The sequence below is a fragment of the Paenibacillus sp. J2R1T-4 genome (assembly GCF_059692235.1).
Genome location: NZ_JCAUBA010000010.1, coordinates 82,170 through 107,176, shown reverse-complemented (window position 1 = coordinate 107,176; position 25,007 = coordinate 82,170). Strand labels below are relative to the sequence as shown.

The 25,007-nt window shown below is 48.0% G+C and carries 19 protein-coding genes; 3 read left to right on the top strand and 16 right to left on the bottom strand.

Features of this window, described 5'->3' with window-relative positions:
• Positions 1-11: 11 nt before the first annotated feature.
• The 5 genes from AC58QD_RS17785 to citZ all read right to left on the bottom strand — a co-directional run bounded on the left by AC58QD_RS17785 (position 12) and on the right by citZ (position 7,409).
• A complete protein-coding gene (locus AC58QD_RS17785) occupies positions 12-1,595 on the bottom strand; it encodes a response regulator (protein ID WP_497335634.1) in 1,584 nt (527 codons plus the stop codon).
• Positions 1,588-3,408, bottom strand: a complete 1,821-nt coding sequence (locus AC58QD_RS17780; RefSeq protein ID WP_497335632.1) for a sensor histidine kinase — start codon at positions 3,406-3,408, stop codon at positions 1,588-1,590. The genes AC58QD_RS17785 and AC58QD_RS17780 overlap by 8 nt, the downstream gene beginning before the upstream one ends.
• Before the next feature lie 293 nt (positions 3,409-3,701).
• Positions 3,702-4,643: a malate dehydrogenase gene (gene mdh, locus AC58QD_RS17775; RefSeq protein ID WP_497335630.1), complete on the bottom strand. Its 942-nt coding sequence runs from the start codon at positions 4,641-4,643 to the stop codon at positions 3,702-3,704.
• Positions 4,644-4,818: 175 nt separating this feature from the next.
• Positions 4,819-6,117: an NADP-dependent isocitrate dehydrogenase gene (gene icd, locus AC58QD_RS17770; RefSeq protein WP_497335628.1), complete on the bottom strand. Its 1,299-nt coding sequence runs from the start codon at positions 6,115-6,117 to the stop codon at positions 4,819-4,821.
• A gap of 179 nt (positions 6,118-6,296) precedes the next feature.
• The gene (citZ, locus tag AC58QD_RS17765) at positions 6,297-7,409 is read right to left on the bottom strand and encodes a citrate synthase (RefSeq protein ID WP_497335626.1); all 1,113 of its coding nucleotides are present in this window, start codon (positions 7,407-7,409) and stop codon (positions 6,297-6,299) included.
• Positions 7,410-7,626: 217 nt separating this feature from the next.
• Between citZ and AC58QD_RS17760 the strand changes: the two genes are divergently transcribed.
• Positions 7,627-9,168, top strand: coding sequence for a Ppx/GppA phosphatase family protein (locus AC58QD_RS17760; RefSeq protein WP_497335624.1), 1,542 nt, complete (start codon positions 7,627-7,629; stop codon positions 9,166-9,168).
• Here AC58QD_RS17760 and ppk1 read toward each other — a convergent pair.
• Positions 9,134-11,245: a polyphosphate kinase 1 gene (gene ppk1 / locus AC58QD_RS17755; RefSeq protein ID WP_497335622.1), complete on the bottom strand. Its 2,112-nt coding sequence runs from the start codon at positions 11,243-11,245 to the stop codon at positions 9,134-9,136. The two genes, AC58QD_RS17760 and ppk1, sit on opposite strands and share 35 nt — an antisense overlap.
• Before the next feature lie 159 nt (positions 11,246-11,404).
• On the opposite strand from ppk1, the gene ytvI reads away from it, so the two are divergent.
• Positions 11,405-12,526, top strand: a complete 1,122-nt coding sequence (ytvI, locus tag AC58QD_RS17750) for a sporulation integral membrane protein YtvI (protein WP_497335620.1) — start codon at positions 11,405-11,407, stop codon at positions 12,524-12,526.
• Between the two features lie 5 nt (positions 12,527-12,531).
• Here the strand turns inward: ytvI and AC58QD_RS17745 are convergent, their stop codons facing one another.
• The 9 genes from AC58QD_RS17745 to AC58QD_RS17705 form a co-directional block, all read right to left on the bottom strand.
• A complete protein-coding gene (locus tag AC58QD_RS17745; RefSeq protein ID WP_497335618.1) occupies positions 12,532-12,927 on the bottom strand; it encodes an FxsA family protein in 396 nt (131 codons plus the stop codon).
• Positions 12,928-13,060: 133 nt separating this feature from the next.
• Complete coding sequence (locus AC58QD_RS17740) at positions 13,061-13,549, bottom strand: acyl-CoA thioesterase (RefSeq protein ID WP_497335616.1); 489 nt, start codon at positions 13,547-13,549, stop codon at positions 13,061-13,063.
• A gap of 385 nt (positions 13,550-13,934) precedes the next feature.
• Positions 13,935-14,678, bottom strand: coding sequence for a putative endonuclease domain-containing protein (locus AC58QD_RS17735; RefSeq protein WP_497335614.1), 744 nt, complete (start codon positions 14,676-14,678; stop codon positions 13,935-13,937).
• Between the two features lie 95 nt (positions 14,679-14,773).
• A complete protein-coding gene (gene pyk / locus AC58QD_RS17730; protein WP_497335612.1) occupies positions 14,774-16,528 on the bottom strand; it encodes a pyruvate kinase in 1,755 nt (584 codons plus the stop codon).
• A 94-nt stretch (positions 16,529-16,622) separates the two neighbouring features.
• Complete coding sequence (locus AC58QD_RS17725; RefSeq protein WP_497335610.1) at positions 16,623-17,597, bottom strand: acetyl-CoA carboxylase carboxyltransferase subunit alpha; 975 nt, start codon at positions 17,595-17,597, stop codon at positions 16,623-16,625.
• The gene (gene accD, locus AC58QD_RS17720; RefSeq protein ID WP_497335608.1) at positions 17,590-18,465 is read right to left on the bottom strand and encodes an acetyl-CoA carboxylase, carboxyltransferase subunit beta; all 876 of its coding nucleotides are present in this window, start codon (positions 18,463-18,465) and stop codon (positions 17,590-17,592) included. The genes AC58QD_RS17725 and accD overlap by 8 nt, the downstream gene beginning before the upstream one ends.
• Before the next feature lie 48 nt (positions 18,466-18,513).
• On the bottom strand, positions 18,514-18,702 hold the full coding sequence (locus AC58QD_RS17715) for a glutamate decarboxylase (RefSeq protein WP_497335606.1): 189 nt from the start codon (positions 18,700-18,702) through the stop codon (positions 18,514-18,516).
• Between the two features lie 103 nt (positions 18,703-18,805).
• Positions 18,806-19,315 (bottom strand): phosphatidylglycerophosphatase A family protein, encoded by a 510-nt coding sequence (locus tag AC58QD_RS17710; RefSeq protein ID WP_497335604.1) that lies wholly within the window; start codon positions 19,313-19,315, stop codon positions 18,806-18,808.
• Positions 19,316-19,524: 209 nt separating this feature from the next.
• Positions 19,525-23,223: a DNA polymerase III subunit alpha gene (locus tag AC58QD_RS17705; RefSeq protein ID WP_497335602.1), complete on the bottom strand. Its 3,699-nt coding sequence runs from the start codon at positions 23,221-23,223 to the stop codon at positions 19,525-19,527.
• Between the two features lie 116 nt (positions 23,224-23,339).
• Here AC58QD_RS17705 and AC58QD_RS17700 point away from each other — a divergent pair, with 116 nt between their 5' ends.
• The gene (locus AC58QD_RS17700; protein WP_497335600.1) at positions 23,340-23,642 is read left to right on the top strand and encodes a YtpI family protein; all 303 of its coding nucleotides are present in this window, start codon (positions 23,340-23,342) and stop codon (positions 23,640-23,642) included.
• A 16-nt stretch (positions 23,643-23,658) separates the two neighbouring features.
• On the opposite strand, the gene AC58QD_RS17695 is transcribed toward AC58QD_RS17700, so the two are convergent.
• The gene (locus AC58QD_RS17695; RefSeq protein WP_497335598.1) at positions 23,659-24,990 is read right to left on the bottom strand and encodes a DRTGG domain-containing protein; all 1,332 of its coding nucleotides are present in this window, start codon (positions 24,988-24,990) and stop codon (positions 23,659-23,661) included.
• Positions 24,991-25,007: the final 17 nt, after the last annotated feature.

The window sequence follows — 25,007 nt, the reverse complement described above, 5'->3', positions numbered from 1 at the left end:
AAAGCCCCGCCTTATAGCGGGGAAAACTCAATGCCGAGACGCTTTCGGAACTCCGTAGGCGTCTCACCGGTATATTTACGGTATATTTGGCTGAAGTAGCGGGAATCTTGATACCCGACCTGCAGCGCAACTTCGTATATTTTGAGCTTGGGTCTCACCAGAAGCTCTTTCGCTTTCTGTACCCGCACCTTAGTTAAATATTCAAGAAAGCTGGTCCCCACCTGCTGCTTAAACAGTCTGCTGAAGTGGCTTTCACTCATGTGATGGCGTTCTGCTATTTCCTGCAAGGTAATATCTTCGCCATAATGCTGCCGGATATAGGTTTCGATCTGTGCGAACCCGCCACCATCCCCGCCTTGCTCCCGATATCTTCGCTGCCATTCCAGCAACATCCCGCACAGCCGCGATAGTCGCTGATCCGGCGACTCTGATTCTTCCAGGGGCGCTAACAGTAAATGCGGATCCAAGCCGATGTACCGCAGCTCCTCATCTTTGAGCAGGCCAGAATATAACGCGACCAGCCACTCATAGAAACGGGCCTGTTCTTCAATGCCTCTTCCAAGCTGATGCAGCCAATACGATTTCCAACTTGCCAGCTGTTCTTCGATCGATGCCGGTGTTCCGCGTTTGATGAGCTCCGTTAACGGCAACTCCATCAGGGGTGCGGACAGCGCTTGCAGCAACTGGGCCTGCATGTCTTCGTACCAGAGCAGTCGGCTCCCCCCGTCCCAGAGCGTTCCATATAGTGCCTGTAGTGCCTCCTCATAGGCCGTAGCTATCGTCTCCACCCCATGATGGTAGGCACTTATGCCGATGGAGAATCGCTCGCCCCATAACTGACCGGAGCTCACCATCAATTGAATCAGCGGGTCCATGTCCACACGTTGAGTTATCCGATTGGCTAGCAGCGCATACCCGTTTTTTCCGACTCGCACTGGCGGGAAAGAAGTTAGCTTCTCCCCCATGGCCATGGCCATCTGCCATTGTTCGGTGCGGTATAACTTCGCCTGTTCCGTTTCAGCGATGATCGAGTTCAACAGCACGATGCGTATTGCTCCGCTGATCTCTTTATCCTCTAAGCAATATTCGTTAAAAAGCTCAAGCTCGAACGTACCAGCATGATCAAGCATCATATCGAACAGCAGCTTCTCCATAATAAAAGGTTGGCCGAGCGCCAGCCTAAGCTCCATACGCTCCGACTGCTCCCGGTTAGCGTCTTCTTCATCAAGCTTGGCCTTTATCCGGCCCAATACATCCAACAGCTCGTCGGGATTCGTCGGCTTCAGTACGAAATCCGCCGCTCCAAGCTTGATCGCTTTCTGTGCAATAACAAAATCGTCAAAGCCGGTCAAAAATACGATTTTCGGTTGCGGATGCTGCTGCGAGAGCCGCTCAGCCAGTCCTATTCCGTCCAGACCCGGCATGCGAATGTCAGACAGCACGATATCCGGCTTCAATTGTTCGATCAGCTCAAGCGCGGCAATCCCGTCGCTCGCTTCCCCAACAAACTCACACCCGACCTGTTCCCAGGGGATCGTTCGCTTCAGCCCTTCCCGTACAAGCCATTCGTCTTCAACAATCAATACTTTATACATGTGTTTGCCCTCCTGCTGTATGCAAGACCGGTATTTCAATCGTCACGGTGGTGCCCCGTTGCGGCGCACTTTCTATCGCGAACCGGCCTTGATCGCCAAAATACAGCTGAACACGCTTGATTAAATTTTCCAAACCGATACCGGTTTTTTGCTCACTCGCTGTAGTGAAGCAGCCATTCTCGATACGCTCTAATATTTCCCGTGGCATGCCGACTCCGTCGTCCTTTACCTGAAAGATCACTCTGTCCCCAGCAAGCCGGCCTGTAATTTCAAGACTGCCTTTGCCAAGCTTCATTTCAAGCCCATGCGTAATCGCATTTTCAACAATCGGCTGCAGCAGCAGCTTCAACGTGTACAATTCCTCAATCCCTGGAGCGATATCGATTTGCGCTTCAAACTTATCACCGTAGCGCATTTTTTGGATAAACAGATAATTACGGATTTGCTGCATATCCTCACGGATCGGAATGAGCGGGTCACCCTTTCGAATACTGAAACGAAGCAGTTCCCCGAGAGAGATCGCCGTTCTGCTAATGTCCTCAAGTTTGTGAATGCGGGCCATCCAATTGATCGAATCCAGTGCGTTGTACAAAAAATGCGGATTGAATTGCGCTTGAATCGCCTTTATTTCTGCCTGCTGCACCATCAACTGCTTGTTATACACCTCATCGATCAACTGCTTAATCCGTTGGATCATAGCGTTAAAGCTGTGTCCCAGCTGACCTACCTCATCCTTATATTTCGAAGTGAACGAAACATCCAAATTGCCGTTCTCAACGGAGTACATAAGTGACTTTAACTTGCGGAGCGGACTAGTGATCGTGATGGACAGCACCAAAGCAAGCCAGCAAGCAACCAGTGCACCGATCGCCATAACCCAGAAAGTCAAGTCGCGGATGCTTGTGCTCTCCTTGGTCAACACTGCCGTTGGAACGACGCTGACCAGCTTGAAGCCGGTGACCTCAGACGTATCATAAATGACCATGACCGGCGGTTCGCCCTTCTCCATTTCTTGATTGAAATAGCCTTTGCTGCCCGACAACACATCATCCATAAAGGGCTCGTCCAGCTTCGTGCCTACTTTATGCTTTGACGGGGTGCTAGAGATGATATAGCCGTTGCGGTCCAGCAACAAGACCTGTCCACCCGGCTGCAGGCGGGCTTTGTTGTATTTGTCCGCCAAGCCACTCTCCATGATGTCAACGACAATGTAGCCTAGCGGCTGGTTGGTGTTAATCTTTTTCAACAGACGGCCGCTGCTTAGGACGATCCCGAAATCTTCTGTTTTTTTCATACTATAGTGGGTATCCCATATGACGTTGCCTTCGGCCAGCCTCATTTTGCGAAACAGGCCCCAGTTAGGGTTGTAGTCGTCGTATTGACCCGGGAGCAAATCGCCCGAAAAATAGCGGTCCCCGTTCTCGCCGAGCAGGTAGATCGCGATATCCCAGCTTTTGAATCCAAGAAACGTTTCCAAAATGTCGCCGATGCGCTTCTGATCCTGATGTTTCTCTGACAGCGGTCGGTTGTGATCCTTGGCTAGCACCTCTTGAATATCACGATTGCTGTATACATACATCGACAACTGTTCAATATCCCTGACAAAATAGTTCAAGCTATAATTGACCTGCGACAAGTTCTCGAGAATGGTCCGGCACACTTGGTCACGAACGACCTGTGACGATTTATAATAGGAAAAAGCACCGAGCACTGCTAAAGGGATTATTGCCAGCGGCAAAAAAAAGAGCATAAGCTTCTTCTGCAGACTCGTGCTGAACAAAGCATCCCGCAGCTTGTGGATATGGGACTGCACAAAATTCACTTCCTTTGCGGTCAGTCTAACGCGGTTAGGCTACCGGTTATAGTGTGCCCATTTTCGTAAGAATGGAGGACAAGTCATTCTATTACGATTCGCCAGAAAGCGTCAACGAGAAACTTTGAAATAAGCTTAGGGGAAAGGTAAACAGCAAAGCAATTGGAGAGTATGAGTAGTAGGAAATCAAGCATAGAAGAGAATCTGTTGTGTTGTGCATGCAAACAAGCCCCAGGTGTCAATTTCACCCAGGGCTTATTATTATTCACAATTCGATTTATAGGAGCTGTGGATTAACCTTTTACTACTTGAATCACGTTGCGTACGGATTGAGCTGATTTGTCCATAGCGGCTTTCTCTTCTGCAGTCAGTTCCAGCTCGATTACTTTCTCGATGCCGTCGCCGCCAAGAACCGTCAGAACGCCCATGAACAAGTTCTCATACCCATACTCACCTTGAAGCAAAGCAATGGTAGGAAGGATACGCTTCTTGTCCTTCAGAATGGCTTCTGTCATTTGTACGAGTGAAGCTGCAGGAGCATAGTAAGCACTGCCGTTACCAAGCAGGTTCACGATCTCGCCGCCGCCTGTACGAGTACGGGCAACGATAGCTTCAATGCGGTCAGCCGGGATCAGCTTATCGATCGGTACTCCGCCTACGTTCGTATAACGAACGAGTGGAACCATGTCATCCCCGTGGCCGCCAAGCACGACACCGCGCACGTCTTCAACAGATACATTCAGCTCTTGCGCGATGAATGTGCAATAACGAGCCGTGTCCAGAACACCGGATTGACCAATTACGCGGTTTTTAGGGAAGCCAAGAGCTTCGAATGCCGCGTAAGTCATAGCATCAACTGGATTACTAAGAATGATAACGATAGATTCAGGGCAATACTTCTTAACGTTCTCACATACGGATTTCACGATACCAGCGTTAGTCGCAACTAGATCGTCACGGCTCATACCAGGCTTACGCGCAATACCAGCAGTGATGATTACGATGTCGGAGTCAGCTGCATCTTCGTAGTTAGCTGTACCCACGATGTTGCTGTCGAACCCTTGGACCGGACTAGCCTCGAGCATGTCGAGCGCTTTACCTTTAGTCGGGTTTTCAAGAGGAGCGATATCAAGCAAGACAACATCGCCCAATTCCTTTTGTGCCAACATAAGAGCTGTAGTCGCTCCTGTAAATCCCGCACCTACTACTGTAATTTTTCTGCGTTTGATCGCCATTTCATAGTACCTCCTCATTAGTTGATTGCTATACTTTTTGGGGTCGAAAAACAGGATCCCCGAAAAGTAATCGGACTATGCTCCAAAGCTTCACTTCACTTTTTGGGGTCGAAAACGGGGCCCCCGAAAAGTATTCGGACTATGCTCCAAAGCTTTACTTCACTTTTTGGGGTTGCTATTCCATGTTTTTGATAACTTGGTTAGCGAATTCGGAGCATTTTACTTCAGTTGCGCCTTCCATCAGACGGGCGAAGTCATAAGTAACGGTTTTGTTGTTGATCGACTTTTCCATCCCTTTGTAGATCAGGTCAGCCGCTTCCTGCCAGCCCAAGTGCTCCAGCATCATAACACCGGACAATGTTACAGAACCCGGGTTAACTACGTCAAGACCAGCATACTTAGGAGCTGTACCATGAGTAGCTTCAAAGATCGCGTGACCTGTCAGGTAGTTGATGTTCGCTCCAGGTGCGATCCCGATTCCGCCTACTTGCGCTGCCAATGCATCGGACAAGTAGTCACCGTTCAGGTTCAAGGTTGCGATTACGTCGAAGTCAGTCGGACGAGTCAATACTTGCTGCAGAGCGATGTCAGCAATTGCATCTTTTACGATGATTTTGCCAGCTGCTTCTGCTGCTTTTTGGGCTGCGTTTGCTGCTTCCGTGCCTTTGTCAGCTTTGATGCGGTCGTACTCGGACCATGTGAATACTTGATCGCCGAACTCACGCTCAGCAAGCTCATAACCCCAGTTCTTGAACGCGCCTTCTGTGTACTTCATGATGTTACCTTTGTGGACAAGTGTAAGGCTCTTGCGGCCATGTTTAATAGTATATTCAATAGCTGCGCGAACAAGACGTTCCGAACCTTCTTTGGAAACTGGCTTAATGCCGATACCGGAAGTTTCAGGGAAACGGATTTTGTTAACGCCCATTTCTTTTTGCAAGAACTCGAGCACTTTTTTCACTTCTGCAGAACCTTCCTGCCACTCCACGCCAGCATAGATGTCCTCTGTGTTCTCACGGAAAATAACCATGTCCACAAGCTCAGGGCGTTTGACCGGTGAAGGAACTCCGTCGAAGTAGCGAACCGGACGCAAGCAAGTGTATAGATCAAGCTCTTGACGAAGAGCAACGTTCAGGGAACGGATACCGCCGCCAACAGGTGTAGTCAATGGACCTTTGATTGCGACGATATATTCGCGAATGGCTGTTAATGTATCTGCAGGCAACCAGCTGTTGTATTGGTTGAATGCTTTTTCACCAGCAAATACTTCGTACCAAGCGATTTTCTTCTCGCCTTTGTATGCCTTCTCAACTGCTGCATCCAATACGCGCTTGGAAGCCGCCCAAATATCAGGGCCTGTCCCGTCGCCTTCGATAAAAGGAATAATCGGGTTATTAGGAACTTGTAAGACGCCGTTCTCAATCGTAATGCGCTCGCCCTCAGTTGGGAGTGAATATTGTTCGAATTTTGCCATGGAATGTACCCTCCAGATAAGTATATTTTGGAAAAGCTGTAAATCATGAATTTATTATGGAAAATGGCCGCAAAAGAACGGGGGTCATAAGACATCTTGTGCGTCCCAACCACCCGTTGCCTTGCAAAAGGTATCCTATTGGTAAACATCTTACTCGTGATTATAATCGATTGAACGGATTAGCGGTTCTCGATTGGAACGTACTTCTGACTTACAGGACCTGTGTACTCAGCGCGAGGGCGAATCAGACGATTGTTCTCGTATTGCTCCAAGATATGAGCGGTCCAACCGGAAACACGGCTGATCGCAAAGATTGGCGTGAACAGGTCGCGAGGAATTTCTAACGACGTATATACGGAGGCAGAATAGAAATCAACGTTAGGCTTAAGCCCCTTCTGTCCAGTTACCAGATCTTCGATCTTGATCGACATGTCGTACCAAGTCATGTTATTAGTAATTTTCCCTAGTTCACGGGACATCTTCAATAAGTGCTTCGCACGAGGGTCTCCGTTCTTGTATACGCGGTGACCAAAGCCCATAATTTTCTCTTTGTTAGCAAGCTTCCCGGAGATATAGGCTTCCACGTTATCCACGCCGCCCACTTCTTCAAGCATAGCCATAACGGCTTCATTAGCTCCACCATGCAGAGGTCCCTTAAGGGCGCCAATTGCTGAAGTTACACCAGAGTAAATGTCTGACAGAGTAGCAACCGTAACACGTGCAGCGAATGTAGATGCATTCAGCTCGTGATCCGCATGAAGCACAAGAGCTTTGTCCAAAGCTTCAACAGCAATGGCTTCTGGCTCCTTACCAGTAAGCATGTACAAGAAATTGTAGGAGATCGATACACCGGACTTAGGTGCAATCGGCTCTTTGCCTTCACGAATACGGGCAAAAGCAGCTACAAGTGTAGGAAGCTGAGCTTGCAAGCGGATTGCCTTGCGGAGATTCGCTTCCGAGCTCATATCATTCGCTTCATCATCGTACAGAGCAAGGGATGAAACAGCTGTGCGAAGAGCAGCCATTGCGTTCGTACCTTTTGGGTACAGCTTGATTTGTTGAATGACAGAATCCGAAATAGCGGCGTTGTCGTTCAATTGGCTTCTCAGCTGATCTAGCTCAGACTTGGCAGGAAGCTTGCCGTACCAAAGCAGGTAGGCTACTTCTTCAAAGGAGGCATGCTCAGCCAACTCGTCGATGTCGATTCCGCGGTATGTTAATACTCCGTCTATGATCGAGCTAATCGAAGAGGTTGTAGCTACAATGCCTTCAAGACCTTTAGTTGCAGTCATACGTTTATCGCTCCTTTATGGTAAAATGGTGAACAAACAGTAAGCTATAAATAGAACCGATAAGAAATGCGCAAGGTGCTAAGAAATACTTATCAGTACTATGATAAATGATTTGAGGCCAGAAGTGAAGAAAATGAGACATAAAACTTCATTATCAGAGTAATAAAGATTTTTTGGTATAATAAATGTGGAATTTGCGCTAAGGAGGCTGAATTTGATGAAAAGCAAGCGCAGCGGCATCATCGACATTGGATCTAACTCAATCCGACTTGTGATTTATGAACAAATAGGCCTTGATGCACACCATGTAATAGATGAAAGCAAACACCCGGCAAGACTTAGTGAGAAAGTGAATACGGAAGGAATAATCCCTCTAGAAAGCCTGGAGCCGATCGTTCGCATTCTAAAAGATTTCCGATTGTTGTGTCGCGTACACCGCGTTGAAACGATACGAGCTGTAGCTACTGCTGCAATCCGCAATGCCGCCAATAGCAATCAAGTCAGACAGTTTCTCGAACAACAAGCAGGTTTTCCGATCGAAGTTCTGTCAGGTGAAGAGGAAGCCCGACTCGGCTTCGTGGGTATGATCAACACCATTGATGTTCAAAATGGTTTCGTCGTCGACATTGGCGGGGGCAGTACCGAAGTTTCTCTCTTCGTCAATCGAATGCTCCTTCACAGCATCTCGCTGCCATTCGGCGCAGTCAATATGGCCAAGCAATACACACAGAATGATGGCAGCCTAAGTAAGGAGAATTCAGCCAAGCTGCGCACAAGGGTGCTGCATGCGCTTGAAGCCGAGCCGTGGCTGAGAAGCCAGCGTAATAATGGCTTTCCGTTAATTGGCCTAGGCGGAACGATACGTTCACTGTGTAAAATCGACCAAAAGCAATTTAAATATGCATTAGACACGGCTCACAACTATGTGATTCAAGCAGAGAGAGTGGAACAGTTATTGGAATGGCTGCCTACTTTGTCTGCCGACAAACGTAAAAAAGTCGATGGATTGTCCAATGACCGTTCTGATATTATTATTCCGGGGTTGCTCATCCTGCACACCGTATTCGCGTATATAGGGGCTTCCCACTATGTAGTGAGCGGCGCGGGACTTCGAGACGGCTTATTCTTCGAAACGGTATATCCAGAATCGCCGATCTGCGCCGATGTATTGAATTACAGTGTGCTCAACTTGCTAGCCCTTCATCCAGCCGTACCGCTTGCCCATGTGGAGCATGTCCACAGGCTCGCGACAAAGATGTTCGATGACCTGAGTCTAGACGATACTTACGGAATAAGAGCCCGTCGTTTCCTGCAAACGGCTGCGCTGCTGTATCGGATCGGCGTTACGGTTCACTACTACAGCTACTATAAACATACGTTCTACCTTATGGCCAACTCACGGATTGACGGCTTATCTCACCGAGAAATTATAGTATGTGCACTGATCGCAGCCTATAAGTCCAAGAGCCGGAACCGACAACTTATGCAGCCTTACAAAGAACTGCTGCATGATGGGGATTCAGAGCTCATCGAGAGGCTCGGTTCCCTCTTGCACCTCGCGATCGCGTTGGACCGAAGTGAAACTCAGCCTGTTCAAGACGTCACAGCCACAGTGAATCAGCATACGTTGCAATTATTGCTGCAATTCGATCAGAAGCCTTTGATTGAGCTGCGCGAGCTGGAGAGAATCGCCAAAGACTTCAATAAATCTTGGGGTTTGCGCCTTAAAGTTTCGGACCGGATTGCTTCCAAGTCTTAATATTCAAAGCTGCGAATTGGCTCCTGAATCGAGGCAATTCGCCTTCAGGGCGCGAGTACTGGCCATTAGGCTGTAGTATTCGCGCTTTTACGTTATCCATCAGACTCAATTCGAGAATTCGAATCACAACTTGGCATAGCTTTGAATCAAATACGGGACACATCAATTCGATTCTTCGGGTTAAGTTACGAGTCATCCAATCTGCGCTGGACAACCATGCTTCACGCTCTCCCCCATTCTCGAAGTAAAAGATTCTCGAGTGCTCCAGGAATCGATCCACAATGCTGCGAACGGTAATATTCTCACTGAGACCTGGTACTCCTGGCTTTAAGCAGCATATCCCTCGCACGATCAAGTCAATTTTCACTCCTGCTTTGGAAGCTTCATACAATTGATCCACCATCTCTTGATTGGATAAGGAGTTCATCTTGGCAATGATCCGAGCTGGTTTGCCGGCTGCAGCATTAACCGACTCTCTCTTGATCAGCTCGAACAGCTTGGATTTCATATCAGCGGGAGCGACTCCGAACGCCTTCCAATCATGCGGAGCGGAGTAACCTGTCATCTCATTGAACAGGACGGAAGCATCATCTCCAACATCCGGATGAGTAGTGAATAATCCTATGTCCGTATACATACGCGCAGTACTGCCATTGTAATTCCCTGTCCCAACATGGACATAACGGCGTAAGCCTTCTTCTTCTTGCCTCACAACAAGCGTAATTTTGGCATGTGTCTTCAACCCGATTAACCCGTATACAACATGGCAACCTGACTTCTCTAGCTTGCGAGCCCAGGCAATATTGCGCTCTTCATCGAATCGAGCCTTCAATTCCACGACCACGGTTACCTGCTTGCCGGCTTCTGCTGCTCTGGAAAGCGATTGAATGAGTGTGGAATTGCCGCTAACCCGGTACAAGGTCATCTTGATCGCCATGACGGCAGGGTCTAGAGCAGCTTCTTCAAGAAAGTCATCAACCGCGATAAACGATTCGTAAGGATGATACAGCAGCATGTCCCGTTCGCGGAGTACGCTGAACAAATCTTCCGTTTCTTCGAATTCTCTAGGATATACAGGTTCAAGCTTCGGATAACGCAAGGAGTCAAAACCTGGAAGATCGACAGAAAATTTCATCAAACAGCTCAAATCAAGCGGACCATCAATGACGAATATATTGTTCCCAATTTCGAATTCTTCCTTCAACACTTCCATTGCATAGGGGTGAAAACCTTTCGCGACCTCCAGCCTAACTGGAGATCCCCATCTGCGGCGTTTTAGCTCTTTCTCAATTTCTTCTAAAAGATCCTCTGCGCCCTCCTCATTTAGGGTAAGGTCGGCGTTCCGTGTGATTCGGAAAGGATGTACAGCAGTAGAAGTATAGCCTGGGAATAACGTATGAATGTGAACTTCAATCAGATCTTCCAATAGAATGAAATCCTGTCTCTTGCTATTAGCCCTCCCGTGGACTCGAATGGTGCGTGTTAAGTTAGAAGGGACCTGTACAATGGCAAAATAAGGCTCCTCTTCCGGGATCTCGTTTTCCCTTTGCAATAATACGGCCAGATACAGCTGAAGGGTGTGCACTAACGGAAAGGGCCTGCTCTGATCTACCGCCATTGGTGTGAGAACAGGGAATACGATATCGTGAAAATATATGTCCATCTGTTTCTTTTGCGAAATATTAAGATCCTCGTAAGTTGTGAATACAAGGCCTTCCTTGGACAAAGAACGAGACAGCTCCCGCAGCGACTTATATTGCTCCTGCACCATTTTATCCGTTCGCTTCATGATCCGGCGCAGTAAGCCTTCCGGCGTATATCCTGTGAAATCGGTCTTGGTGTAACCCGCTTTGAGTTGATCTGTTAGACCTGCTACCCGCACACTCATAAATTCATCCAGATTGGTGGACACGATCGACAGAAACTTGATTCTTTCTAATAATGGCGTTGTAGGATCCTGTGCTTCAGCCAAAACTCTGCGATTGAACTCGATCCAGCTCAAATCTCGGTTGATGTACATGGCCACTTGCTCCTTGCTCTCTTTGGTAGGTCTCACCTTCAGCATAAGATTCCCCATAATCGCTCCTCCGTCCAATAGTCCTACCTTCATTATGGAGGGTCTGTGTTATCGCTATGTTAAATTTATGTGAAATTTAAGTCGAATTTTGTAATCGTTTCACACCTCATTCGTCATATGGTAAAATAATGCCATGACCTTACTGTGAGGAGACTAGGGATGGATATAATGCTGCAGAAACAAATATGGAGGGGAATATGGGTTATTCTGTTAGTGCTTGCAGGCGCTGCGTTCTTGTATTTCGTTACGCCGCTAGTCTACCCGTTTCTGATCGGCTGGTTAATCGCTTATATCATGAATCCCTTTGTTCACGGTCTGCAAAAGAAGGCTCGCATGCCTAGGTGGCTAGCTGTTACGATTTCACTTCTGGTCTTCCTTGGAGCTACAGCTGCTCTGGTTGGTATTCTAGTAACGAACATCGTGTATGAGATTTCAGACTTGTCCATTTACCTGCAGAATAATATCGATTCCTGGAAATCCAAGTTTGTGGAATTTGTCAATTCGGACATGCTTCAGGGATTCATCGACCGGATCAATAACTTTTACAATGATAACCCGCAGTATCAGAGCACAATTGACGAGAATCTATCCTCAACCGGAACTAAACTGGCTTCAGCCGGCTCAGCCTTGATTGGACTAGTATTAAATGGACTTGTCTCCCTGATCAAATCCTTGCCTAATTTTGCAACCATTCTTATTATTGCACTATTAGCTGCTTTCTTTATCAGTAAAGATTGGTATCGGATCAAGAAAAAAGTGGCCTCTTGGATCCCGGACAGAGTGTTACTGGTTGGCGGGACCATTTGGGGAGATTTACAAAAAGCTCTGTTCGGTTACTTGCGTGCACAATTTATCCTGATCTCCATAACAGCAGCTTTTGTAATAATAGGCTTGCTTATCATGCAGGTACCTTACGCGATCTCGATTGGATTGTTGATCGGTCTCGTTGATCTGCTTCCCTACTTAGGCACGGGAGCGGTAATGGTACCCTGGATTATTATCGTTTTTATTCAAGGAAACCTCACTTTGGGAATTGGACTTAGTGTTCTTTACGGGGTCATTCTGGTGGCCAGGCAAATTCTGGAGCCCAAGGTGCTGGCAACAAGTGTCGGAATGGACCCTCTTGCAATTCTTATTGCTTTATTCATCGGCCTTCAGTTGTTCGGTATCGTCGGACTTATTATCGGTCCCGTTACCCTCATTCTGTTGATGGCCTTTCACCGGGCAAATGTGTTCCGCGATGTGTGGAACTATGTGATCGCTGGGAATAACAGGATATGAATTCCTTAACTACGAAAGAAAGTAATTGTTCCGCCACTAGCTAACTTTTTACGTATCCACCCAAGCAAGAGCGTTCGGAAAAATGGACGGGTGATGGGTAACAACAGCAGAATTCCCATCGTATCGGACAAGAAGCCTGGAGTCAGCAGAAAAAGTCCTCCTGCGAATACGCAGATGCCGTCTAGAATCGATTGTCCAGGAACTTGGCCCATAGCCAGCTGTTGTTGAGCGTTCCTCCACACCTTGCGTCCTTCACGCTTCGCCAAAAAAGCGCCAACGAACCCGGATAGAATGATTAATCCAAAGGTTTGCCAGCCGCCAATCAAATTGCCCATTGCGAATAAACCGGCAAGCTCTAGTGCAGGAACAAGGATAAATAGCAAAAGTACGATGCGCTGCATAGGTACTCATCCCCTTTAAGTAGAAGCATAATTAAGCTCTTCTTTATCCCTATTATAAGGGTTAGGTAAGCTATTCTCCAGTTGCTTCAGAATCGACAGACCGTCCGTCACTGCGACCGGACGGTCTGTCGATTTATTGCGAGAGTTCGCCGAACGCTTGCTCAAGCAACGCAAATAATTCCGGCGCTTCACTATGAATTCGTACTGGCTTCCAGCTTCGATTGAGCCATATGTGTTTGGTTCCGCCGCTGACGAGCAGCTCCCCCGTTGGTAATTGAATCGGGTCAGCAGGCTTGACGGACAGTTCCTGGCTAGTGACGGCCATTCGAATCTCCGATTCGAATCTTATGGTAAGTGAGCTAAACTCAACGATTCTCGTCCACACTGCAACCTCATCGTCATACCTCGCCGGCGCGCGAAACTTGGACGTCAGCTCAATAACGGGCAGGAATAAGCCAGCCTCTTCCAACTTCTTATAGGGTAATCCCAGCTCCCTGATCAGCTCCGTGCGCCCAATCTCGAACCAATTCATATAATTGGCGTGGTATACGACCCCCATCTGGTCTGTCTCCTGATAGCGGACTCTTAGTCGGTGTGTAAACCAGCGCGATTGCTGCTCCATAATTATCAGCCCCTGATCCTGTGTATCTCTTAGTAACCATAAAGTAACTTCATACCATCAACTTTTCTCATATTGTATATCGGAAATACTTTAAACACCATAACTTGGACCATTTTTATAATTCCATGCGCAATACTATCATCACATAGCGAGATTAGTTGCATTTTCGGCATCTAAATGAATAAAAAGTCAATGGAAGAGGGATTAATTGCGTATTTTACAACTATTTAGTCGTTTCTCTTTACATGAGTAGAGATTTCTATGATTAATTGTATTTTCCGCAACTATTTCTAGTAAAATGATAACCCATAATAATTTAGTTGCATTTTACGCAATTAAATTCCGAAATCATATTTCACAATCATGTATTGAACACGAGCATGACCTACAGAGAGGGTTTACTATTTATTGTCAAAACCCAGGAATGAACTCGCTCTTTTTTCCCTCCATTCGGTGTCAAAAATCCCTTAATCTCTAAACTGCTTATTATCGCTCTTGCACTTCTGTAACCACAATCCAAAAGCAACTCCACATCCTTCAATTTTATTGCTCTGCCCTCGCGTGTCGCCATCCGAATCACCTCACGCTCAACGTAGTTCGTAATCTTCTCATGTTCTGAAAGATCCCCATATAATCTCCCAATCATTTGCTGTAAAAGTTGCTGCCATATGCGTGGACGTTCCTTAACATCATCGAAACCTATTCTCACCACAATCCATCCATCATTGATCAAATGCATCTGGCGTACCCATTGATCGCAGAACTGACGTCGGGATAAGTCACGTACATGAGGTCCAAAACCATCAATTTCAAACGCAATTTTGAATGGCGGACGAATATAAGCGAAGTCAATATAACGTGGTCCTTCCTTATAGTCAATTACTTCATATTCCGCATGCAGCCACTTCAAGCTACTGAATGCCGGCCACCATATGTGCTTCAACATTTCTTTCTCTGCATGTGCGTGACCTGTCTCTAATCTGCGATTGCTCTCAGCAGTTCCATTCTTTGTGCGCTCCTGGATCTGTTCCTTGAACCATTCCTCATAAGCTTGCTCAAACCCAACACCAATTACCACATCCATCCACTCTCCCTTAACTTCTAAAATGACACAAAAAAACCGTTCCATAAGGGAATAAACCCTCAATGGAACGGCGCATGCTTTGCGACCGAATAATCGAATGACAGAATATAGGATTGTTAATTATTGTATGTCATAACTAATTATAATACTTTAGCTTGTCCCGTGTAAATGACACCGATTTCCGAGTACACCGTTACTTCCATGCCGTCATACATTAGATTCATAGCTTCGTTAACTCCGACAATAACCGGGATGCCTAAGCTCAAGCCCACAACAGCCGCATGGGAAGTAATTCCGCCCATCACGGTAATAACGGCAGAAGCCTGCTCGAAGGCAGGGATCGACTCTTTGTCAGTAGCGACCATTACAAGAATAGCTCCAGGTGTCATTTTGTCCACTGCTTCTTGGGACGTGCGCGCTACAACGACTTTACCTGTTGCAGACTGGCTGCCGATGCCTTGTCCTTTGGCAATCAATTCGCCTACATGGTGAACCTTCATCAGGTTCGTAGTCCCTGAACGGCCTACTGGAACGCCTGCTGTAATAATGACCAGGTCACCTAAGCGGATCAATCCGGCTTTCATCGAGTTGTCGACGGCAAGCTGGAACATCTCGTCTGTATTGTGCGCGTCTTCGCCCTTAATCGGGATTACACCCCAGATCAAACATAAGCGGCGCATCACTTGCTCATTTGGTGTTACGGCCAATATCGATGACTTCGGACGATACTTGGATACCATCCGAGCCGTATAACCGCTCTCGGTTGGGGTAATGATCGCTTTGGCTTCCAAATCCAATGCAGAATTGGCAACAGATTGGCTAATTGCTTCTGTGATGGTGCGTTGCTGCGCTGTGCTCTGCTTGACGAACATCTCGCGGTAATCCAAAGCATGTTCAGCCCGCTCTGCAATTCTAGACATCGTCTGAACCGATTCAATCGGATACTTACCTGCAGCCGTCTCCCCTGACAACATGATAGCATCCGTACCATCAAAGATGGCGTTTGCTACGTCACTTGCTTCCGCACGTGTTGGACGCGGGTTGCGTTGCATCGAATCCAACATCTGGGTCGCTGTAATAACAGGCTTGCCTACGTAATTACCTTTCTTGATCATGTTCTTCTGAACAAGCGGCACTTCTTCAGCAGGAATCTCCACACCCAAGTCTCCGCGTGCAACCATCAGACCGTCGGACACTTCTAGAATTTCATCCAGATTCGCAACGCCCTCTTGATTCTCAATCTTCGAAATGATCTGAATGTGCTGCGCATCATAACGCTCAAGCAGATGACGAATCTCAAGAACGTCGCTTGCTTTGCGCACGAATGAAGCGGCGATGAAATCGACACCTTGCTCAATTCCGAATATTATATCGTTTGCATCCTTCTCGGTAATACCAGGAAGGGATATTTTGACACCTGGCACATTGACGCCCTTCTTGCTCTTGATCGTCCCGCCATTAACAATCCGGCACTCGATCTCGCTTCCGCGAATATCAACAACCGTTAGTCCGATTAGACCATCATCGATCAGAATCGTAGACCCGATATGTAGATCGTTAGGCAGCTCCTTATACGTAATCGAGAGACGTCTGTTATCCCCGATAATATCTTCGGTAGTCAGCACAATATGCTCGTCCTGAACAAGCTCATAAGAATCGGCCTGTAATTTGCCTGTGCGAATTTCTGGACCTTTGGTATCCAAGAGGATCGCCACGGTGCAATTCAATTCTTTGCAAGCTTGACGAATATTGCGTATCCGGTTGCCGTGTTCTTCGAAATCTCCATGTGAAAAGTTCAAGCGTGCTACATTCATTCCTGCTGTTATAAGTTGCTTCAGCATAGGCAGGGATTCGCTGGATGGTCCGATAGTACATACAATTTTAGTTTTACGCATGGTTGTGAGTGGCCTCCTAAATAATATCACCCGCAAGGAGGATAGGATCGTATACCTCAGATCCATTTCTTTGCGGGGAGTACGTTCCTTTATTCTATCTTTGCTCGACAAGCTCTTGCGGAAACGTGAACCTGCCCATTTTTCTGAACTTCTGGTAACGGTCTTCTCGCAATTGCTGATCGTTCATATTCATAAGCTGTTGCAAGTGACGCCAAATCGCTTCTTTCATCGTCTGATATTGCTGCTCAGGTGCACGATGCGCTCCGCCTTTGGGCTCACTAATAATTTCATCAATAACCTCAAAACTCAACAAGTCGTCCGCTGTTATTCTCATAGCTTCTGCAGCCTTGAGCGACAAGGAAGCATCTTTATACAGAATTGTAGCGGCTCCCTCTGGTGAGATAACCGAGTAAACAGAATGCTCCATCATCAGTACCCGATTCCCGACGCCTAGTGCTAATGCCCCTCCACTACCGCCTTCACCAATCACAATACAAATAATAGGAACACCGAAACCGGCCATTTCCATCATGCTGCGAGCAATCGCTTCACCAGGACCGCGCTCCTCAGCTTCTTTACCAGGATGCGCTCCCTTTGTATCCAGAAAGGTGATGATCGGACGCTTGAACTTATTGGCCTGCTGCATAAGGCGAAGTGCCTTACGGAATCCTTCTGGATTCGGACTGCCGAAATTACGAGCGATATTATCCTTCGTATCCTTGCCCTTCTGATGACCTACAATCGTGACGGGTATTCCGTTCAATTTGGCAATTCCACCTACAATAGCCATATCTTCCCCATACACGCGATCCCCATGCAGCTCAATGAAATCGGAAAAAACACTTTGGATGTAGTCCAGCGTCTTAGGCCGTTGAGGATGTCTCGCAATCTGCAGCTTCTGGGAAGCTGACATGCTGCCGTACATCTCTTCCTCGAGCTTGATGTACTTTTCTTCGAGCTTGGCAATCTCGTCTGAGAAGTCGATCTGCTTCTCCGCACCGAATCGACGCAATTCTTCGATCTTGGCCTTCAGCTCTGCCAGCGGACGTTCAAAAGGCATTTCAGCCATGTACGCTTGCTCCCTTCGTTCCTTTTACCGTATGCAGCTCGATCAGCTTGGCCAAGGTGGTCTTCAATTCTTTGCGGTGCACGACTTTATCCAATTGTCCGTGCTCCATATTGAACTCTGCAGTCTGGAAATAATCCGGAAGTTTCTGGCGAATGGTCTGCTCCACAACCATGCGTCCTGCAAATCCAAAACGAGCCCCAGGCTCTGCAATAATAATATCCCCTAACATGGCAAAACTTGCCGTTACCCCACCATATGTAGGATCGGTAATGACCGAAACGAAAAAGCCTCCACTTTCGTGAAAACGTGAAATAGCTGCGCTTGTCTTCGCCATCTGCATCAAACTAAGAATACTCTCCTGCATTCTGGCGCCACCGGAAGTAGAGAATATGATGAGCGGATATCCTTTTTGTATGGCCGCTTCTATGGCCCTCGTAATCTTCTCTCCTACGACAGAACCTAGCGTTCCTTGGAAGAAATCAAACGTAATGACGGCTATCACAACTGGAAAGCCGCCAATCGTCCCTTCTCCGGTTATTACAGCATCGCGAAGTCCAGTCGATTCCATCGAACGGGCCAGCTTCTCCTTATACCCCTCAAATTGGAGCGGGTCTTCCGACACCATATCGCGGTCATACTCAAAAATCCGTCCATCATCCAATGTATATTCAATCCGTTCCATCACACCAAGTCCGTGATGATAGCCGCATTCCGTACAAACCTTGAGGTTCTTCTCAAGCTCTTTGCTGTACTGGATTTTCCCGCATTTCGGGCATTTGCTCATGATGCCTTCAGGTATTTCGCGCTTCGTTTTTTCCGAGGGGATGGTTGCGTATTTCCGCTTCTTCTGAAAAATATCTTTTAACACTGCTACACCTCACCAATCCGTTATCAGACCGCGCGGTTGAACCGTTGATCATCCATGTAATATCGCATTCAACACTTCTTGAACCTCTTCCAACTCGCCTTCAGGGACCAATATCTCGAACTGACTCTTCGAAAGGTTGATCGGACGCAATTGTACCAGGAACCCTTCATCCGTCAGCCTATTCCTTATACGTTCTGCAATCTTAACAGTAGGAGCAATATAAATTACAGTCCACATGGCTATTTATAAACCTCCCTGAAACCCCACTCAAGCCGATACATTGCCATAATGATATCATAACTATTGTTTTTCCCGCAACCAAGCGGATAGAGACCTATACTCAGATATCAGCGGCTTCCGATTGTTTCGACAAATATTCCATTACATTTTTGTTCTGATGTGCGATACGCGCGGATGCAGCAGCTGCCACACCTGCTACCAAGTCGTCCAAAAAAACGTGAATGCTCGTATCATGATTGTTAAGTTCGCGAATAATACCCATCTTCTTTTTATCCAAGTATCCAAAGCTTGTTAGCCCGATCATCCCATACACATGCACAATCCCGAGCGCCAACGTCTCGTCGACACCGAATAGCGGCTCGTCGTGCTCCATAATCGCCTGCAAAGGATGAGGCAGCAGCTTACGTTCCGCAAGCTCGTCTAATGCAATTCCCGTATATAAAGTAAATTGAACCTCTCTTTTATTCAGGACTGCCAGAACACTCTCCGCACACTCTTCTTTGGTTAATGTGTTGTTGTAGGGCATTTGCAGCGTTAACACGATCTCGGCAATATCATTCAGGGTGACACCGCGTTTGGCAAGCATTTGCAGGGCCAGTTGGTTCGACATGTGTATTCCTCCCTTTAAGCTTTTACGAAGTCGAGCACTTCATAACGAGCTTTATAAGCAAGCATTTGTATGGAAATCGGCTGCGCCGCGAAGGGCGTTCAGCTCGAAAACGGGTTATAAAACAGTCTGCTCACACTCATGTGACAACCCGTGGTTTTACAAATGTATGCGGAAGGAATAACAAATGTTCTTAAATAAAATAGACATGTTTATTTCACGCGGGCAGCCCCTTCGCCCATGATGACTTCGATAGCCTGAATGAGCGGCGGGGACGGCTTGACTTGATATTGTTCGCCAAGCGCCCGGAGCTTCTGCTCCCGCTCGTAGAACAACACAACCGGCATGAAGCCGTCGTGCTCGCGCAGCACGGCTTGCAGGCTTGTCAAGATCGCGGCTGTCTCACGGTCCGCCGCGATCTTGACGTACAGCCGCTGCGCCTTCGCAGCAGCGGGCGCACTGTGCGCCGCAGGCGCATCGCCAGGCGAGCCCGCCGGGGCTCCGCCTGCGGCTGGCGCCGAGCGCGTGCTCGCGCTTGCCGGCGCGGGCGCGGGCGCCGCGGCGGGCGCGCTGGCAGCGGCGCTGGCGACGCTTGGCGCGCTGCGGCCGCTGCGTTGGCGCGATGCAGCAGGGCGGCGCTGCGCGGCGACCTGCTGCGCCAGATCAGGCGCGGCCAGGGAATACAGCTGATCGACGAGCAGCTTCACGTCCTCGTCTTGATGCTGCAGCTTCGCCTTGACCAGCAAAGCCGCTCCTTTGTTCAGCAGCGAGCTGTATTTGCTCCACGCCTCCGGGAATAAAACAGCCTCGGCTCGAGCGATTCTATTCTCGATCTCAATGAAGCCCATCGCTTTTCCTTTACGGGTCATGACGGACTTGGTTGACACCACCATACCTGCAGTCCACACTTCTTGTTGATCCGGGTATTCTGCCAGCTCGTGCAAGGCGTCTGTATCCAGTTCTCGCGTCAACTCTTCATAAGTATCCAACGGATGTCCGGATAAATAGAGGCCTAACAGCTCCCGCTCCAGATCCAACTGCTGCATGGGAGCATAAGCTCGAACTTCAGGGTACTCCATGCTCCAGTTCACTTCCTCTGTGAACCCGAACAGATGGAGCTGAAGGTCCTCGCGTTCCTTTTTCCATTTCTGTGCGGCCTCAACGGTTTCATCCAATATGGCAATCAATTGAGAACGATGACCTGGCAACGAATCCGCAGCTCCCCCTTGGATTAGCGACTCCAGAACCCGTTTGTTGCAAGCACGCAGATCAATGCGTCGACAGAAATCGAGCAAGTTCTCATATGGAGAATCTCTTCGCTCCTTGATAATCGACTCCATCGCCTGTACACCGACATTCTTAATCGCCGCTAGTCCAAATCGAATAGCCTGCTCCCGAACATCAGCATCTGAATTTTCTTCACCGTCTCCTCGTCTTACTCCGCCAACCGGGGTAAACTGGACACCGCTCTCATTCACATCAGGCGGCAGCACTTGAATGCCCATGCGCCTCGCTTCATCCGCGTATTCAGCCACCTTGCGATGGTTGCCCATAACCGAAGCCAGCATGGAGGCCATGAACTCCACTGGATAATGGACCTTCAAGTAAGCCGTCTGGAACGCCAGAACACCATAGGCAGTTGCATGTGCTCGAGGGAAGCCGTAATCGGCAAACCGTACGATCATGTCATATACTTTATTGGCATCCTCGACAGCATATCCTTGGCTCTGACTCCCGCTGACAAATTTCGCACGCTGCTCGTCAAGCACATCACGCTTTTTCTTGCTCACCGCTTTGCGCAGCAAATCCGCCTCACCCAGACTGAAGCCGGCCATCTTGGAAGCAATTAGCATGATTTGCTCTTGATATACGATAATGCCGTATGTATCGGCCAGTATCGGTTTCAAGGACTCATGAGGATAATCGATCTCGACAAGTCCATGCTTTCCTTGAATATATTTCGGAATGAATTCCATTGGACCCGGACGGAATAGCGCCACTACCGATATAATGTCTTCGAACCCGGTTGGCTTCAGATCTTTTAATACGCGACGCATGCCAGCTGATTCTAACTGGAATATTCCTGTTGTGTCCCCTCGGCTCAGCATTTCATACGTCTTGGGGTCATTGTCCGGAATGCGGCTGAAATCAATGCGGATTCCATGCCGCTCTTCTACCCATTTCATCGTCCGTTCAATGATCGATAAGTACCGAAGACCAAGAAAATCCATCTTGAGAAGGCCGACCGCTTCCAGATGCTCCATGGAATATTGAGTAAGTGCTACCTTCTCAGTACCTTCTTGCAACGGCACATAATTGGTTAAGGGCTCACGAGATATGACGACCCCCGCAGCATGTGTTGAGGCATGACGCGGCATCCCCTCCACTTTCCTGGCCATTGCGATCAAGTCCCCTGTGCTTCGCTGTTTCACACAGAGCTCCTTAAGCTCGTCACTCACCTTGAGCGCTTCCTCGATCGTCATCCCAAGCTGGGCCGGGATTAGCTTGGCCGCGCGGTCTACTTCCCCATAAGGCAAATTCATGACACGTCCCACATCCCGAACAGCAGCCTTGGCCGCCATCGTACCGAATGTGATAATCTGAGCCACATGCTCTTGGCCATACTTATGAACGACATATTCTATAACTTCGTCGCGCCGCTCATCACTGAAATCAATATCAATATCAGGCATGGACACCCGCTCCGGGTTCAAGAACCGTTCGAACAACAGCCCATAACGAATCGGATCGACATCCGTGATACGCAGCACATAAGCGACTAGACTGCCTGCTGAGGATCCTCTTCCCGGTCCTGTAACAATGCCATGCTCGTGAGCATAACGAATGAAATCCCACACAATCAAAAAATAATCCGAGAAGCCCATATTGCTAATAACGCCCAGCTCATATTGAAGTCTTTGTTCAACTAATGTGCGGTGTTCCGAGTCTGGTGTATTCCAGCCCTCATAATCTTTATATCTAGCTTCAAGCCCTTGCCGACAGAGAGCTTCCAGATAACGCGCTGCTTGCCCCTCATAAAGATCCGGTATGGGCTGGTATTGAGGTAGAATCGAACGGCCGAATTCCAGCTTCAACTCGCACTTCTCCGCAATCTTGAGCGTATTCGTCAGGGCATCTGGGACAAAAGAGAACAGTTTGGCCATTTCTTCGGCGCTTTTCAAATATAATTGATCCGTCTGGAACTTCAACCTTTCGGAATCCTCTAACGTCTTGCCTGTGCCGATACAAATTAATACATCCTGAACCACTTGGTCCGAAGAGTGAATGTAATGTACATCGTTAGTCGCCGCTAGAGGGATACCTGTCAGTTCACTAAGCTCAATCATCGCGAGCAGCACTTTTTTCTGCTCCAACAAGCCATGATCCTGAAGCTCCAGATAATAATCGTCACCGAAAATGGCGCGATATCGTTCCGCCGCTGCCCTCGCCTCATCTTTGCGATCATGCAGCAAATGCTGGGAAACTTCTCCGCCTAAACAAGAGCTGAGGCACACAAGTCCTTCCGAATAACGCGCCAGCTGCTCCATATCCGTGCGAGGCTTATAATAAAACCCTTCCAGATGAGCATTCGAGCAAATGCGCATCAGATTGCGGTACCCAACCTCATTCTTAGCCAGCAATATCAAATGATAGGTTGGATTATCTTGGCGGGAAGCTTTATTCAGCCTGGAACCAGCTGTCATATATACTTCGCAGCCGATAATCGGCTTGATGCCATTGGCTAGACAAGCCCGATAGAACGGGATTGCACCATACATGACACCATGGTCGGTCAGGGCAAGGGCCGACATCCCCAGTTTCGCTGCGCCAGCTGCCAGCTCCTCAATACGAGCCGCGCCATCCAGCAAGCTATATTCGCTGTGCACATGCAGATGCACGAATCCGCTCATCCCGTTCTCCCTCCTCTCCATACGTTTAACTCTATTGAAGAGCACAAGAATAATTGATTTTATTCATAAAAATCGCTAAAGTATAAACATTCCCTTACGAAGGAGTCCGACCTCTTATGTTTGTTCAAATTACCCAAACCGTTCTTATGGCTATCATCGTATTAACTCTGTTCGGTTCTGTCTATTTCAGCTTCAAGTATAGAAGCCAGACCGATCATAAGCTTCGCGGTCTCTTTGCTGCAAAGATGAACATGAGCATGGGAATTATGATGATTGCCATCTCATTCATTCAAATGCTGCTTTTCAGCGGCTCAACCGTTCGTGTAGTCATTGGGGCTGTCTTTTTGTTAATCGGACTTTTCAATTTATTTGCAGGTATTCGCAACCACGGTTTCTTCAGCCGTATGAAATCCAATTGATGAACGGAGCCAATCCCTAGTCAATAACTTGGGCGGCAAGCATAGCTTTGCATATCAGAGATCCGTTGTGATAAATTTCCACATCGGCTTTACCAAATTTTCGGCTTAGCTCAATAATTCTGGGCTTTACCTCAATACGGCTCTCCAACTGAAGAGGACGCAAAAAGTAGGCCGAGAAGTTCTCCAACACATAATCGCTTTTCTTCTGCGCCTTAAGCGCACGGTACGCGCATTGGGTCATAAGAGTTGTAAGTACCCCTTCTGACACGGTACCCAAATGACTGGTCATCTGCGGAGTAATAACTCCTCGGTACACGAATTGTCCAGACTCGTCCTTATGCTCCTCGAAGCCCATCAAGATCAAATCCTCGAAGGTCTCTCCAATTTGCGGCTGTTTCTGGATATATTGTAAAGCTTTCAACACATCCTGCCGATTAATGACCGCAATCAGCTTCCCTTTGTTGTCTACAACCGGGAGCAGCTCGATGCCTTCCCACACCATCATATGAGCGGCTGAGGTTACTGACGTATGCGGGTTCACCGTAAGCGGATTACGCGTCATGATTTTGTCGAGTGTCTGCTCCTTGGCAGCACCGATGAAATCCTTCGAAGCTACCATCCCGATCACTCGGTTCCACTCGTCAACAATCGCGAAGCGGCTGACTCCAGTTTCTTCGAGCAGTTTCTCCCAATCCGCCACAGTACTGCTGCCCTTCAATGCCCTGGTTGTAGCAAGCGGATCGATGATATCTTCCACTAGTGTAATTTTCTTCTTGATAAGCCGGTCGTAGATCGCACGATTAATAAGAGACGCAACTGTAAAGGTATCGTAGCTGGAAGAAATAATCGGCAGCTCCAGTTCATCGGCCAACCGTTTGATTTCGTCATTCGTGTCGAAGCCCCCTGTTATTAGTACAGCAGCTTCATGTTCAAGCGCATATCTGTGCACTTGATACCGATTACCCACAATTAATAGGTTGCCCGCCTCAATATATCGAGCCATCGCTTCTACTTCCATAGCTCCGATAACAAACTTGTTGAGAGACTTGCCTAACCCCTGTGCGCCCCCGAGTACTTGACCATCCACTATATTGACTACTTCGGCATAGGTCAGCTTATCAATATTCGTGCGCAGCTTCCGTTCAACTCGAATAGTTCCGATTCGTTCGCGTGTGCTGACATAACCTTGATTCTCCGCTTCCTTTATAGCCCGGTATGCCGTTCCTTCACTTACTTCCATTTCCTTTGCAATTTTGCGTACGGATATTTTGGTGCCTAATTTAAGACCTGCAATGTATTGGATCAATTGTTCGTGCTTCGTTACCGCTTCGTGAAGCATCTCATCCATCTCTTTCCCCCCGGGTA